At 63.6% G+C, this 15012-nt stretch carries 13 protein-coding genes; 4 read left to right on the forward strand and 9 right to left on the reverse strand.

Annotated elements, in window-relative coordinates:
* Nucleotides 1-528, reverse strand: coding sequence for a MarR family winged helix-turn-helix transcriptional regulator (locus tag AAV94_RS03195; protein WP_046740929.1), 528 nt, complete (start codon nt 526-528; stop codon nt 1-3).
* A 151-nt stretch (nt 529-679) separates the two neighbouring features.
* On the opposite strand from AAV94_RS03195, the gene recA reads away from it, so the two are divergent.
* Both recA and recX read left to right on the forward strand, forming a co-directional pair.
* On the forward strand, nt 680-1747 hold the full coding sequence (recA, locus tag AAV94_RS03200) for a recombinase RecA (RefSeq protein ID WP_046740890.1): 1068 nt from the start codon (nt 680-682) through the stop codon (nt 1745-1747).
* Between the two features lie 2 nt (nt 1748-1749).
* Nucleotides 1750-2280 carry a recombination regulator RecX gene (recX, locus tag AAV94_RS03205; protein WP_231731203.1) on the forward strand — a complete coding sequence of 177 codons (531 nt, stop codon included), beginning with the start codon at nt 1750-1752 and terminating at the stop codon, nt 2278-2280.
* A 174-nt stretch (nt 2281-2454) separates the two neighbouring features.
* Here the strand turns inward: recX and AAV94_RS03210 are convergent, their stop codons facing one another.
* Nucleotides 2455-3153 carry a MarC family protein gene (locus AAV94_RS03210; RefSeq protein ID WP_046740891.1) on the reverse strand — a complete coding sequence of 233 codons (699 nt, stop codon included), beginning with the start codon at nt 3151-3153 and terminating at the stop codon, nt 2455-2457.
* Nucleotides 3154-3185: 32 nt separating this feature from the next.
* Nucleotides 3186-4127 (reverse strand): N-acetyl-gamma-glutamyl-phosphate reductase, encoded by a 942-nt coding sequence (gene argC, locus AAV94_RS03215; protein WP_046740892.1) that lies wholly within the window; start codon nt 4125-4127, stop codon nt 3186-3188.
* A 349-nt stretch (nt 4128-4476) separates the two neighbouring features.
* Between argC and sucC the strand changes: the two genes are divergently transcribed.
* Nucleotides 4477-5640, forward strand: a complete 1164-nt coding sequence (gene sucC, locus AAV94_RS03220; protein ID WP_046740893.1) for an ADP-forming succinate--CoA ligase subunit beta — start codon at nt 4477-4479, stop codon at nt 5638-5640.
* Between the two features lie 9 nt (nt 5641-5649).
* Entirely contained in the window at nt 5650-6543 is an 894-nt protein-coding gene (sucD, locus tag AAV94_RS03225) for a succinate--CoA ligase subunit alpha (protein ID WP_046740894.1), read from the forward strand.
* A gap of 242 nt (nt 6544-6785) precedes the next feature.
* Here sucD and AAV94_RS03230 read toward each other — a convergent pair whose 3' ends face one another.
* The 6 genes from AAV94_RS03230 to AAV94_RS03255 all read right to left on the reverse strand — a co-directional run bounded on the left by AAV94_RS03230 (nt 6786) and on the right by AAV94_RS03255 (nt 14993).
* Nucleotides 6786-8705, reverse strand: coding sequence for a bifunctional metallophosphatase/5'-nucleotidase (locus AAV94_RS03230; protein WP_046740895.1), 1920 nt, complete (start codon nt 8703-8705; stop codon nt 6786-6788).
* A gap of 105 nt (nt 8706-8810) precedes the next feature.
* Entirely contained in the window at nt 8811-9968 is a 1158-nt protein-coding gene (locus AAV94_RS03235; RefSeq protein WP_046740896.1) for a pyridoxal phosphate-dependent aminotransferase, read from the reverse strand.
* A gap of 102 nt (nt 9969-10070) precedes the next feature.
* Nucleotides 10071-10283 carry a YbdD/YjiX family protein gene (locus tag AAV94_RS03240; RefSeq protein WP_046740897.1) on the reverse strand — a complete coding sequence of 71 codons (213 nt, stop codon included), beginning with the start codon at nt 10281-10283 and terminating at the stop codon, nt 10071-10073.
* Between the two features lie 27 nt (nt 10284-10310).
* Nucleotides 10311-12389 carry a carbon starvation CstA family protein gene (locus AAV94_RS03245; RefSeq protein WP_046740898.1) on the reverse strand — a complete coding sequence of 693 codons (2079 nt, stop codon included), beginning with the start codon at nt 12387-12389 and terminating at the stop codon, nt 10311-10313.
* A gap of 461 nt (nt 12390-12850) precedes the next feature.
* The gene (locus AAV94_RS03250; RefSeq protein WP_046740899.1) at nt 12851-13792 is read right to left on the reverse strand and encodes a CysB family HTH-type transcriptional regulator; all 942 of its coding nucleotides are present in this window, start codon (nt 13790-13792) and stop codon (nt 12851-12853) included.
* A gap of 220 nt (nt 13793-14012) precedes the next feature.
* Nucleotides 14013-14993 carry a LysR substrate-binding domain-containing protein gene (locus AAV94_RS03255; protein ID WP_046740900.1) on the reverse strand — a complete coding sequence of 327 codons (981 nt, stop codon included), beginning with the start codon at nt 14991-14993 and terminating at the stop codon, nt 14013-14015.
* Nucleotides 14994-15012 lie beyond the last annotated feature (19 nt).

The raw sequence follows: 15012 nt of genomic DNA on the forward strand, positions 1-15012 counted from the left end.
TCAGGCGCCGCCGGCATAGCCTTCCAGGCCGAGGCGCACAATGGTGGCGATGTCGTCGCCGACGGCTTCGCGGAACTCGGCTTCGGCCTGCTCGACGGCAGATTTGAAGGCCTGCAGCCACAGCAGGCCGTCGGCGGTGAAGGTTACGCGGATGGCGCGGCGGTCGGCGCTGTCGCGCTGGCGTTGCACCAGGCCCCAGGCTTCGCACTGGTCGATCAGGTCGGCCATGGCCTGCTTGCTCATGCCCGCGCGGTGGGCCAGGGTGGTGATGCGATCGCCCCGCAGCGACAGGTGGCGGGTGACGTGGATGTGGGCGGCGCTGACTTTGTTGCGCGCGGCCAGGTTGGACAGCGCCAGTGGCACGTTCACATCGTGCGCCATCAGCGTCAGCACACGCTCGTCAAAGCGGCGCAGCGCGTGGCCCATCAGCCGGCCCAGATGGGTCTGGCGCCAGGCATCTTCAGGAGGCGGCACGCCACTGCTGGTGACGTCCTCCTCCCACGGGTCGGCATCGTGTCGCTCCTGCATGGCAGGCATCATACAAAGTGTGCCGGCACGTAACAGCCTATTGGACAGGGAAACTGACCATTAATTGATGGTTTTTCCAGATATCCCTGCCTAAACTTGCATCCATGTTGCTGGTGTGCCAGCTGTAACCCCGCTATTGAGGAGTTTCCCCATGAATGCAACCGTTGCAAACAATGAGAAAGCCAAGGCCTTGCAGGCCGCGCTGGCGCAGATCGAGAAACAGTTCGGCAAGGGCACCATCATGCGCCTTGGCGAAGATGAGGTGGTCAAGGACATCGAGGTTGTCTCCACCGGCTCGCTGGGGCTGGATGTGGCGCTGGGCGTCGGCGGTCTGCCGCGCGGACGGGTGATCGAGATTTACGGGCCGGAGTCCTCGGGCAAGACGACGCTGACACTGCAGGTCATTGCCGAGATGCAAAAGCTTGGCGGCACCTGCGCCTTCGTCGATGCCGAGCATGCGCTGGACGTGCAGTACGCCGGCAAACTGGGCGTGCATGTGAAGGATCTGCTGATCTCCCAGCCCGACACCGGCGAGCAGGCGCTGGAGGTGGTCGACAGTCTGGTGCGTTCGGGCGCGGTCGATCTGGTGGTGGTGGACTCGGTGGCAGCGCTCACGCCCAAGGCGGAAATCGAGGGCGACATGGGCGACTCGCTGCCCGGCCTGCAGGCGCGGCTGATGAGCCAGGCGCTGCGCAAGCTTACCGCCACGATCAAGAAGACCAACTGCATGGTGATCTTCATCAACCAGATCCGCATGAAGATCGGCGTGATGTTCGGCAGCCCCGAAACCACCACCGGCGGCAATGCGCTGAAGTTCTACGCCTCGGTGCGGCTGGACATCCGTCGCACCGGTTCGATCAAGCGCGGCGATGAGGTCATCGGCAACGAGACCAAGGTCAAGGTGGTCAAGAACAAGGTCTCGCCGCCCTTCAAGACGGCCCAGTTCGACATCATGTTCGGCAGCGGTATTTCGCGCGAGGGCGAGATCCTCGACATGGGCGTGGCCGGGCGTATCGTCGAGAAATCCGGCTCCTGGTATTCCTACAACGGCGAGAAGATCGGCCAGGGCCGCGACAACGCCAAGGAGTTCCTCAAGGAAAATCCCGAGCTCGCGCGTGAGATCGAGAACAAGGTGCGCGAGAACCTGGGCGTGGTGGCTGCCGCCATCAGCGGGCTGCCCGATGGGGTGGACGCCGACGGCGTGCTGCTGGAGGATTGAGCGTGACAGAAGAAGGGGATGATGCCCTGCCGGCCAGCCGCCGCGTGGGCGCGCGCCGTGGCGCGACGGCCCCTTCGCTGCTGGCGCGCGGCTTGCAGGCGCTGGCGCGGCGCGAATATGCGCGCGCCGAATTGGCACGCAAGCTCGCACCCCATGCCGAAAGCGCGCAGGCCTTGGAGGCGGTGCTCGACCAGCTGCAGGCCAAGGGCTTTCTGAGCGATGCGCGCGCCGCCGAGGCGCTGGTCAGGCAGAAGGCAGCGCGATTTGGCGCGGTGCGTATCCGGCACGATCTGCAGGCCCGGGGGCTGGACAAGGAGCTGGTGGATGCGGCGCTGGCGCCACTGGAAGACGATGAATTTGAACGCGCGCGGCAAGTCTGGGGCGCCAAGTTTGGCGGGCAGGATCTGCAGGCGCTTGACTGGCAGGCACGCCAGAAGGAGCGCGCGCGCCAGATGCGCTTCCTGGCCGCACGGGGCTTTTGCGCCGACGTCGTGCGCAAGGTCATGCGCGCGGCGGATGGGGCGGAGGATTGATGCGCATCCCGTCATTGCGAGTGCCGTAGGGCGCAACAGCGAAGCGTATTTTCGCCTTCCGTTTCTGCCGCTGTGGTGTCTGTTTCGGCGATGGCGCGTTATGCCTTTGGCTAACCCGCCCTAACGCTGCTCAATCGACGGTCCACAGCGTTATCACGTGCCCTCACGGCGCCGCTATACCGGGTGGATTCCGGCACGGATTGCATTGGTGAGCAAATTTCCCGCGCCATCCCAGAAAATCTGGATGCCCAGGCACAGCAGGATGAAGGCCGACAGGCGCAGAAACACCACGGTGCCGGTCTCGCCCAGCAGCCGCAGCAGGTATTCCGCGTAGCGGTAGCTGATGAAGATCAGCAACGCGATCAGCAGCAGACCCAGAATGGCGCCTGCGGTGCGCACGATCGACAGCGTCAGCGTTGGCGAGGCCAGACTGACCCCCACGGTGATGGCGGCGGAAATCGTGCCGGGCCCGCAGGTGATCGGGAAGGACAGCGGAAAAAACGCCTGCATGCGCACCATCTCCGGCGTGAAGTTCTCGGCGATCTTGGCCGCGCGCGGTGATTCGGCACTGTTGGTGGTCAGCAATCGCCAGCCGATGCTGATGACGATCAGTCCACCTGCGGTGCGCACGATGTCCAGCGAGATGCCGAAGATGTCCAGCACGAACGAGCCCAGCAGCGTGGCGCCCACCATCAGCAGGAAGACGTTGCGCGCCACCTTGCGCGCCAGCTCGTGGCGCGTCTTGTCCGATGCGCCCTCGGTCAGCGAGAGAAAGATCGGCGCGGAACTGGTCGGATTGGAAATGGGCAGCAGCGTGGCCACTGCAAGCAATGCGCTGGCACCAAAGGCTGCGGCGTAGCTGAAGAAGTCCATGACGGCGCGAAGGGAGCCGGCTCGTTCGTTGATTACTGATCCGGCAGGCCCAGCATCAGCTTGATGTTTTGCACGGCAGCGCCGCTAGCACCCTTGCCCAGGTTGTCCAGCCGCGCCACGACCACGGCTTGCCGATGGGCCTCGTTGCCGAAGACACGGATTTCCAGTGTGTTGGTGCCGTTGAGCGCCAGCGCATCGAGCTTGCCATCGGGCTCTGCGGGCAGCACTTTGACGTAGTTGGCGGGCGTATTGGTCCGCGCGTAGTGGGCCGCCAGCGCGTCGCGCAGGTCGGCCAGGCGCGGGCGGCCCGGCAGGCTGTCGAGCTGCAGCGGCAGTTGCACCAGCATGCCCTGTTCGAAGTTGCCGACAGAGGGCGTGAACAGGGGCCGTGCGGTCAGGCCGGTGCAGGCCATGATCTCAGGAATGTGCTTGTGGGCCAGGCCCAGCGCATACAGCTCGAAGGCTGGCGCGCTGCCACTGCGGTAAGCCTCGATCATCGCGCGGCCACCACCGGAGTAGCCACTGACGGCAGGCAGATGCACGGGAAAGTCGGCCGGCAGCAACCCCGCGTCCACCAGCGGGCGCAGCATGGCGATGGCGCCGGTGGCGTAGCAGCCTGGATTGCTCACGCGCTGGGCCGATCGAATGCGCTCGGCTTGGCCTTCGCACAGCTCGGGAAAGCCGTAGACCCAGCCCGGCGCCACGCGGTGCGAGGTGGAAGCATCCACGATGCGGATGCTGCGGCCGGTTTCCCGCGCGATGGCTTCGACCAGGGCCACGGTTTCCCGCGCTGCATCGTCGTGCAGGCACAGCACGACCAGGTCGACCTGCGCAATCAGGTCGCGCTTGGCCTGCGGGTCCTTGCGCCGCTCGGCCGCGATGCTGACGACTTCGATTGCGGCTTCGCGCGCCAGCCGCTCGCGGATCTGCAAGCCGGTCGTGCCGGCTTCGCCATCGATGAAAAGCTTGGTCATGGGCATCTCTAAGTGTTTACCCTTAATTTGCGTTGACGTGACCGCTGGCGGCGGTGTGCGAAACGTGCGAAAAATCTACAAGGCGTTGTCGTACAAGCATAATTGCTGGGCAGCGTGCGGCTTGGCAACGCAGCGCCCAGTGCATTGCGCGCTGCAACAGGGCAACGTTACAATGCGCCCGCCTGTCCGGCTACCAGCAGGTACACCGCATCCGTGGACGCCGATGCGGCGGGTGTGCCGGGCATGATACATGACCTGCTCAGGCTGCCTTGCTCCACGGGAGCGGCACATTGTCGCCGTGTGATCGGGCCGCTTTCTTCCAATCCTTCCCCTCCCAGAGAGATTCCTCATGAAGATTCACGAGTACCAAGGCAAGGAAATCTTGCGCAAGTTCGGGGTGCCTGTGCCCCGTGGCATCCCCGCCTTCACCGTGCAGGAAGCCGTGGAAGCGGCGCAGAAGCTGGGCGGCCCGGTCTGGGTGGTCAAGGCGCAGATCCATGCCGGCGGCCGTGGCAAGGGTGGTGGCGTGAAGGTCGCCAAGAGCATTGATGAGGTCAAGACGCTGGCCGAGCAAATCCTGGGCATGCAGCTGGTCACGCACCAGACCGGCCCGGAAGGCCAGAAGGTGCGCCGCCTCTACATCGAGGAAGGTGCCGACATCCAGAAGGAATATTACATTTCGGTAGTCACTGACCGTGCCACCCAGAAGGTGGCCTTCATTGCCTCCAGCGAAGGCGGCATGGACATCGAGGAAGTGGCACACAGCACGCCCGAGAAGATTGTCAAAGTGTTTGTCGATCCGCTGGTTGGCATGACCGACGAGCAGGCCAGGGAGCTGGCGCAGGGCATCAACCTGCCGGCTGACTCCGAGGCGCAGTTCATCGACCTGGCCAAGAAGCTCTACCAGTGCTACATGGAGACCGACGCCTCGCTGGTCGAGATCAACCCGCTCAACCGCGACAGCCAGGGCAACCTCATTGCGCTGGACGCCAAGTTCAACTTTGACTCCAACGCGCTGTTTCGCCATCCCGAGATCGTGGCGCTGCGCGACCTGGACGAGGAAGACCCGGCCGAAGTCGAAGCCTCCAAGTACGACCTGGCGTACATCAGCCTGGACGGCAACATCGGCTGCCTGGTCAACGGCGCGGGTCTGGCCATGGCGACGATGGACACCATCAAGCTGTTTGGCGGCGAGCCGGCCAACTTCCTTGACGTGGGCGGTGGTGCCACGCCCGAGAAGGTGACCGAGGCCTTCAAGATCATGCTGCAAAACCCCAAGGTCGAGGCGATTCTGGTCAACATCTTCGGTGGCATCATGAAGTGCGACACCATTGCCACCGGCGTCATTACCGCCAGCAAGGCCGTGAACCTGAAAGTGCCACTGGTGGTGCGCATGAAGGGTACGAACGAGGAACTGGGCAAAAAAATGCTGGCCGAATCCGGCCTTCCCATCATCAGTGCCGACACGATGGCCGAAGCCGCCGAAAAAGTCGTCGCCGCGGTCAAGAAGTAAGGAATCGCCATGTCCATCTACATCAATAAAGACACCAAAGTCATCACCCAAGGCATCACCGGCAAGACGGGCCAGTTCCACACCGAAAAGTGCATCGAGTACGCCAACGGCAAGAACTGCTTTGTCGCTGGCGTCAACCCCAAGAAGGCGGGCGAGAAGATCTTTGACGTGCCGATCTACGCCTCGGTCAAGGAAGCCGCAGGCGAAACCGGCGCTACCGTGTCGGTGATCTACGTGCCGCCGGCAGGCGCTGCTGCTGCCATCTGGGAGGCTGTCGAAGCCGATCTGGATCTGGTCATCTGTATTACCGAGGGCATCCCTGTGCGCGACATGCTGATCGTGCGCAACAAGATGAAGCAGAAGGAAGCCGCTGGCGGCAAGAAGACGCTGCTGCTCGGCCCCAACTGCCCCGGTCTGATCACCCCTGAGGAGATCAAGATCGGCATCATGCCCGGCCACATTCACAAGAAGGGCCGCGTCGGCGTGGTCTCCCGCTCGGGCACGCTGACCTATGAAGCCGTGGCGCAGCTGACCGAACTGGGCATTGGCCAGTCGTCGGCCGTGGGCATTGGCGGCGATCCGATCAACGGCCTCAAGCACATCGACGTGATGAAGGCCTTCAATGACGACCCGGACACTGACGCTGTCATCATGATCGGCGAGATCGGTGGGCCCGATGAGGCCGATGCCGCACGCTGGTGCAAGGAACACATGAAAAAGCCCGTGGTCGGCTTCATCGCCGGCGTCACCGCTCCTGCGGGCAAGCGCATGGGCCATGCTGGCGCCTTGATCTCTGGCGGCGAGGACACGGCCGAGGCCAAGCTCGCCGTGATGGAGGAGTGCGGCTTTACCGTCACCCGCAACCCTTCCGAAATGGGCCGCTTGCTCAAGAAGCTGCTGTAACGCACACAGGCACGCTGCGCAGTCAGAAAGAAGCCCCGCACGGCAGCAGCCGGCGGGGTTTTTTTACTAGCCCTGTGGTTCAGCCCGATGCCCCAGCGGGTGCGGGCATTGCGACGCATGAACCGATCGCAAACGGCTTCTTGGCAATGTGCGCCTGTCCCACAGCGTGCGCGTTGACGGGTCAAGCGCCTTTGCGCGGAGACTCATGCCTGGGCCTCCGCGCAGAGGCTAGTCGACGACTGTCACTCTCCGGCGGCCGGGCCGATGAAGCGCTTGGTGCTGTAGAGGTCAGCATCAAGCTTGCGCAGGATCGGCAGGCCGGTGCCAGGATCGGCAGGCTGTTTCTGAAGATACTGGAAGAACACGTCTGAGTCGAGCACGCCGATATCCAGCACCCGCTCGGCCGGCACATTGGCGAGGGTTTCATAGCCATCACCACCATTGGCATTGAAGCTCAGCACGGCCAGCTTGTAGGTCTTGCTGGGATTGAGCGGCTCCCATAGGCCTGTGGTGGCATTGCGAACTTCCAGCGCGCTGGCGCGTTGGCCCTTGGGCTGGGTGGCGTCCACCTCAAAACGCAGCCCACCCGTGTACGGGTATGGGCCGGTGGAGCCGTTTGGTCGGAACACTGCGTCCAGGCCATCTTCGATCATGCCTTTGACTTCTGTGCCAGTGATTTCCATGGAATACAGCATGTTGCCAAAGGGCAGAACGGCAATCGCATCGGCGGCAGTGACACGGCCTGGCAGCAGCGGAACCCGCACGCCCCCGCCGCTTTGCAGCGAGATGTCGGCGCCGCCGTAGACGTCCTGTGCTATCTCAAGATAGGCCTGCGCGGCAATCTGCTGGATGTCGCCCCCGCGCGCATTGACCTCGCCAAGTGCGTTGCAGCTTTCGCTGGAGCGGCTGTAGTCGACACTGCCCGGCCCACCCGGTACCCGGCGCGAGCAGAGCTCTTCCTGTACCAGCGCTACCTCGGTGGTGTTGAAGACTTCCAGCTTCTCGGCAAAAGGCGCCAACGTCTGCGCCGCCTGCACATCTTCGCTGGTGATGCGCAGGAAGCCGCTGGCGTTCACGTCGGCCTGGACTGCGGCGAATTCGCCGGCGGTCAGCGCGCGGCCATCGTCGTGGGCGAAATCCTCGCCAATCAGCACGTGGGGGGTGCCTTCGCAGGCGGTGACGATGCCCGCTTCATCGAAGGAGACGTGCAGCTCGCCGACGATCTGGCTGTACTCCCAGGCCTGTACCACGCAGACAGGATCGCCGTCGGCGTTGGTCAGCTGCGTCGGATAGGGGCCGGCCGGAGAGCCGATGTCATAGGCGCGCATGCTGTCTGGACCCAGCAGGGTGTGCGAGTCACCCCCCACGATCACGTCCACGCCGCGCAGCTGGCTGGCTAGCTGCAGGTCATAGCCATAGCCGATGTGCGATTGCACGATGATCTTGTTGATGCCCTCGGCGCTGAGTCGGTCGATCTCGCGCTGCGCGGCGGCCAGCTCGTCCTCGAATTGGGTGTCGGGGTCGGGGCTGGAAGCGGTCTTGGTCTTGCCGGCAATGGTCAGGCCCACCAGGCCGATCCGCTGGCCAGCGCGCTCGATCACGGTGGAGGGCTTGACGTACTCCGGCGCGCGGCTGGGGTGCAGCGCCGAGTTGGCGCCGAACTGAACGTTGGCGCTGAGCACCTGTGTCTCGCAGGGGCCACCGCGCAGCATGTCCAGGAAATTCTTCAATCCCGTGTCGCCCTTGTCGAACTCGTGGTTGCCCAGGGTGAACGTATCAAAGCACACAGTGTTCATCAGCGCCGCGTCGGCCTCGCCGTCGGCGCCGGCGCGGTTGAAGTAGAGTGTGCCGGTCAGCGCATCGCCAGCATGGATCTTGATGACATTGTCCGACTGCTTGTCCAACTCCCGCAGCGCCTGTGCAACCCGCGCAAAGCCCGCGGCGGAGACGCTGATTTCGGCACGCTCGGCTGCGCCCGTATCAAGCAGCAGGCTGCGCGACTTGCCAGCGAGGTTGGAGTGGTGGTCGTTGATGTGCAGGATGGTCAGGTCCAGCGGTTCGGCAAGCGGCGTGTCGTCGTCGCTGCCGCCACAGGCGGCCAGCAGGCCGACGACGCAGACGCAAAGCGCCAGCCGGGCAAAAGGTGGGGCAAAAGAGGCCATGGTTGCTATGCTCGCGAGCAGTTTGAAAACTGTAAGTTTCCAAACTGACCATGACGCGGCCATGACAGCCCCGCGTGATGGTGGCCTCTGCGTCGCAAGGTCGCACTACAGCCGCCGCAGCCGCTCCAGCGCGGTGCGCAGTGTCTGCTCCTGCTTGGCAAAGCAAAAGCGCACGGTGCACTGGTTGAAACCATCGCCATAGAAGGCCGATGTCGGGATGGCCGCCACGCCGATCTCGCGCGTCAGCCATTGGCAGAACTCGGCTTCGGGCAGGTCGCTGATGGCCGAGTAATCCACGGTCTGGAAATAAGTGCCCCTGCACTCGAGCAGCTTCAGGCGCGTGTCTGCCAGCCCGGCGCGGAAGAAGTCGCGCTTGGCCTGGTAGAACGCCGGCAACCCGAGATACGGCGCCGGGTCCTGCAGGTAGCGGGCCAGCCCGATCTGCATCGGGGTATTCACCGTGAAGACGTTGAACTGGTGGATCTTGCGGAACTCCGCCATCAGCGCGGCCGGCGCGGCCACCGTGCCGACCTTCCAGCCCGTGACGTGGAAGGTCTTGCCGAAGCTGGAGACGACAAAGCTGCGTGCGGCCAGCTGCGGGTAGCGCGAGACGCTCTCGTGCCGCAGGCCGTCATAGACCATGTGCTCGTAGACCTCATCGCTGAGCAGCAGCACGTTGGTGGGCGCCAGCAGCTCCTGCAGCGTCAGCATCTCGGACTGCGTCCACACCGTGCCACTGGGGTTGTGCGGCGAATTGATGATGAGCAGCCGCGTGCGCGGCGTGATGGCCGCGGCAATGCGATCGAAATCCGGGCGGAAGCTGCCGGCGGTCAGGGCCACGCGCACCGGTACGGCGCCGGCCATGCGCACGGCCGGTACATAGCTGTCGTAGCTGGGGTCGAGCACGATGACTTCATCGCCCGGTTGCACTACCGCGAGGATGGCCGTCAGCAGCGCCTGCGTGGCACCGGCCGTGACGGTGATCTCGCTGGCCGCGTCATAACGGTGGCCGTACAGTGATGCAATCTTGGCTGCGACCGCCTCACGTAGCGGCGCGGCACCTGCCATCGGCGGGTACTGGTTGTGGCCCTGTGCCATGGCCTCTGAGACAGCCTGGGTCAGCGCCGGATCACAGTGGAAGTCCGGAAAGCCCTGTCCGAGGTTGACGGCCTGGTGCTCGGCCGCCAGTGCGGACATGGTGGTGAAGATCGTGGTGCCGACGTCAGGCAGCCGGCTCTGGATTGCGGGTGAAGGGTAGGCCATGGAAGCGGGTGGGACGAAAAAAGTAGGCGCAAGCAACGGCTGTGCCCGCGTGGGCGCAGCGCACGGAAGAACCGTGCACAGGGCCGAAGCTTACGCCGACTTTCAGCAGCAGCGCACCGGCCGCCCCTTGCCGCCGCCATAGCGCGCGTCGATGCGGTTGCGGAAGAACTCCTCATAGCTCATGTAAGGCTGGCCAGGATGGTTTTCCTCCATGTGCCGCACGTAGGTGCCGTAGTCCGGCATGCCCACCAGCATGCGCGCGGCCTGACCCAGGTAGCTGCCCGTCTCGCGCAGTTTCACCAGTTTGCTGAACATCGGGATGACTCCTTGCGCGTTGTTGTCTTACGCGCTCGCTGCCGGAATCGGCTGGAAGGGCGTTTCCTGGTCGCTGCGCTGTGGATTGCGCCAGCCGGCAATTCCGACCTTCACCGCGTAGAACAGAATGCTGTAGACCACCAGCAGGAACAGCGCCGTCAGCACCGTATTGGTCCAGGCGTTGAAGACGATGTGCTGCATCTGCTCCATGGACTTGGCTGGCGCGAGAAGCTCGCCCGAAGCCATGGCCGCGCTGTACTTGTTGGCCAGGGCGATGAAGCCCACGGTAGGATCGGAATCGAACAGCTTGATCAGGCTGGCCGCGGTGGTGCAGATGACCAGCCACAGCGCAGGCAAGGCGGTGACCCAGGCGTAGCGCTGGCGCTTCATCTTGATGATGACGACCGTGGCCAGCATCAGCGCGATCGCCGCCAGCATCTGGTTGGAGATGCCAAACAGCGGCCACAGCGTGTTGATGCCGCCGAGCGGATCGACCACACCCTGATACAGCAGCCAGCCCCACAGCGCCACGCAGCCGCCGGTGCCGATGATGTTGGCGCCCCAGGAATCGGTCCTGCGCAGCGCGGGGATGAAGTTGCCCAGCAGGTCCTGCAGCATGAAGCGGCCAGCGCGCGTGCCGGCATCCACGGCAGTCAGGATGAACAAGGCTTCAAACAGGATGGCAAAGTGGTACCAGAAGGCCATCGTCCCGTCACCGGGCAGCACCTGGTGCAGGATGTAGGCAATGCCCACGGCCAGCGTAGGCGCGCCACCAGCGCGCGCCAGGATGGTGTTCTCGCCGACGTCCACGGCTGTCTGCGAAAGTTGCTCAGGCGTGATGGTAAAGCCCCAGGAACTGACGGTGGCGGCCACGGTGTGCACGTCCGAGCCGACCAGCGCGGCCGGACTGTTCATGGCGAAGTAGATGCCTGGTTCGATGACCGAGGCGGCCACCATGGCCATGATGGCCACGAAGGACTCCATCAGCATGCCACCGTAGCCGATGTAGCGGGCATGCGGTTCGCGCTCAAGCAGCTTGGGCGTCGTGCCCGAGGAGATCAGTGCGTGAAAGCCCGAGACGGCACCACACGCGATCGTGATGAACAGGAATGGGAACAGACTGCCTTTCCACACCGGGCCTGTGCCGTCGATGAACTGGGTCAGCGCAGGCATCTTCAGCTCAGGGCTGACGAATACGATGCCCAGCGCCAGGCCCAGGATCGTGCCGATCTTCAGGAAGGTCGACAGATAGTCGCGCGGCGCCAGCAGCAGCCACACGGGCAGGACCGAGGCAATCGCGCCATAGGCGATCAGCATCCAGGTGATCTGCACGCCGGTAAAGGTGAAGGCTGCCGCCCACGCGGGATGCTGGGCAACCCAGCCACCGGCCCAGATCGATGCCAGCAGCAGCACCAGGCCAATGACGGAAATCTCGCCAATGCGCCCGGGACGGATGAAGCGCATGTACACGCCCATGAACAGGGCGATCGGGATGGTTGCCAGCACCGTGAACATGCCCCAGGGGCTTTCAGCCAGCGCCTTCACGACGATCAGCGCCAGCACCGCCAGGATGATGATCATGATGAGAAACGCGCCGAACAGCGCAATGGTGCCAGGGATCTGCCCCATCTCCTCACGCACCAGCTCGCCCAGCGAGCGGCCGTTGCGGCGCGAGGAAATGAACAGCACCATGAAGTCCTGCACGGCACCGGCCAGCACCACGCCGGCAATCAGCCACAGCGTGCCCGGCAGATAGCCCATCTGCGCGGCCAGCACCGGCCCGACCAGTGGCCCCGCGCCGGCGATGGCCGCGAAGTGATGGCCAAACAGGATGTGCTTGTTGGTGGGCACGTAATCGAGCCCATCATTGTTCAGTACCGCAGGCGTTGCGCGGTTCGGATCCAGCCCCATTACCTTGTTGGCAATGAACAGGCTGTAATAGCGATAGGCCACCAGATAAATGGAGACGGCAGCAACGACGATCCACAGCGCGTTGATGGGCTCGCCACGACGCAGGGCCACCACGCCCAGCGCTGCGGCGCCCAGCAGGGACAGGGCAATCCATCCAAGATGCTGCAGCCAGTTTGTAGAGCTAGTGCGACTCATACTGAACAACCATAAGTAGGGAATTAAACGGCCGACTGTTTCTGCGGGCAGCTGGCCAGCGAGGCCTCAGATTCTGCGCGCTTGAGCGCCAAGCTGAGCGGGCAAATTGCCGAAAATGGCAGGTTTGCGCCTGATTGCCTAGGGAGAACAAGGGAAAACACCTAGAGGCGGCGCCGAATTTTCGCGAGGTTAAAGCGCTGCGCGCTCGCCCTGTTCAGCCACTTTTTATGCCTGGCATGCAAGATTGCGCGCAGCCTACGGCCGTTACCGCGGCGTTGCATGAGTGCCTGGCGTTGACCGCCAGGGGGGGCGACGCAAACCGGGCCGTCTGCCGGGCGTATGAAAGTTTCTGATCAGGTTCGTTGGTGTCAACGAGATGGCAATGCAGCGGCATGCCTTGTGCGCTGCCTGTAGGGCAGATGCGGGCCGGCGCTTATCCTGGATAGTGAGTGCCGTTTCCCCTACAGCTCGTAATTGCTCTCTCGCCCGGCCAGCGCGAGCTTGACCTGTTCGCGGCTCAGGCGCGGGCTGATCAGCTCGGCGAAGCGGTAGACGAACTGGCGCATGTAGGCTCCGCGCTTGAAAGCCACGCGTGCGACGTTCATGCCGAACAGATCGCCCATGGGCCGCACTTCCAGATTGCCGCGCAGCTCGCCCTGCACGGCCATCTCCGCCACGATGCCAATGCCAAGGCCCAGCTTCACATAAGTGCGAATCACGTCGGAGTCGATCGCCTCAAGAATGATGTTGGGCTTGAGTTCGCGGCGCGCAAAGGCGCGGTCAACGCGGCCGCGCCCGGTGAATGACGGGTGGTACGTAATCAGCGGCTCGCTGGTGATATCCTCCAGCGAGATGCGCGCCTTGCCAGCCAGCGGATGGCTGGGCGGGAAAATCAGTACATGCTGCCATTCGTAGCAGGGCAGCGTCACCAGTTCTGGGTATTCGGCCAGCGACTCGGTGGCCATGCCGATGTCAGCGACTTCTGTGAGCACCATGTCCGCCACTTCGTGCGGCGTGGCCTGATGCAGGCTGATGTTGACCTTTGGGTACTCGCCGCGAAACCGCGCCACCGGTTCGGGCAGCACGTAACGCGCCTGGGTGTGGGTGGTGGCAATCGACAGGGTGCCATTGTCCTGCGCGGAAAAATCACTGCCGATGCGTTTGAGGTTGCCCACCTCGCGCAGAATGATCTCGATGCTTGCGAGCACGTGCTGGCCCGGCTCGGTGACCCTTTTCAGGCGCTTGCCATGGCGTGCAAAAATTTCGACGCCCAGCTCGTCTTCCAGCTCGATGATGGCTTTGGAGACGCCTGGCTGCGACGTGTGCAAGGCCTTGGCGGCCTCGGTCAGGTTCAGGTTGCGTCGCACCGCCTCCTGCACGAAACGAAACTGGTGGAGGTTCATATATAACCGTATCGTCTGATGGATCGAGTCAATATTATCTATTATCGATAACTTCGCTGCCACGTGCGCAGGTTCTCATGCGATGGCCTGGCCGCATGCACGTGCCATATGTCCCGGATGGGCGAGGGATTGAGATAGAGATACCCAAAATGGGTTTAATTCAACCCAATAAGGGTATCCTGTCCGGCGAAATGTTCATGAAGGGGCGGCGAGGTCGCCATCAAACGGTGTGCAACCGTTGCGCCTGCGTGCGGATACAGTGCTTGAACGCGTCCACAATGGCCGGTGCCTGCACGCCTTGTCGCACCACCATGCCGTAAGGCTCGGCACTGGCGCGGATGGGCAGCGCCAGCCGTCGCAGGCTGCCAGTCTTCTCGAAAAAATCCACCGTCTCGCGCGACATGAGGGCCACCAGCTCCGGGCTTTTGTTGAGCAGCAGCGCCGTCGCGAAGGTCGAGGCGGTTTCGATGGGCCTGCACTGCAGCCGCACATTCAGGCTGGCGGCTTCGCGCTCAAGCAGCGTGCGCAAGGGCATGTGACCGGGAAACAGGATCCACGGGTACTGCGCAGCCTGTGCCAGCGTCACCTGCTTGCACGGTGCCAGCGGGTGGACGGGGGAGACCGCCACGCGCACTTCCTCGTCGCACAGCCACTCGAACTGGAACAGCTCCGACCGCGTCGCCACGGAGGTGCGACACAGCGCGATGTCCAGCGTGCCGCTTTGCAAGCCTTCCAGCAGATGTGCGCTGGTGCCCTCGTGCAGGTCGACGACCACATCCGGGTGCTGTTTGTGAAACACCAGTAGCGCGTCGGCCATTACAGCGGCCAGCGCGCCGGCAATGGTGCCTACCGAAATGCGCACGCCCGCAGCCCGCGACAGCGCCGCCATCTCATTGTGCATGTGCGCCAGGCTGGAGAGCATCAGGCGCGCATGGCGGATCACGCAGTGGCCCATGTCGGTGGCTACCAGGCCCTGTGGCGTGCGCGCAAACAGGATTGCACCCAGTGTCTCCTCAATTTCCTTGAGGGCTTTGCTCACGCCCGGTTGCGACATGTGCAGCAGGCTGGCGGCCTGATGCACCGAGCCCATGTCCTGCACCGCGATCAGCAGCTTGAAGTGGCGGAACTTCAAACGTGCATTTACCGCATGCAGCGTGGCCAGCTGCGGGTTTTCCTGACCGGGTTTTTGCGGAGATTCCATTTCGTAGATTGCTGGCGAT

The organism is Lampropedia cohaerens (assembly GCF_001005215.1).
Classification (GTDB): domain Bacteria; phylum Pseudomonadota; class Gammaproteobacteria; order Burkholderiales; family Burkholderiaceae_C; genus Lampropedia; species Lampropedia cohaerens.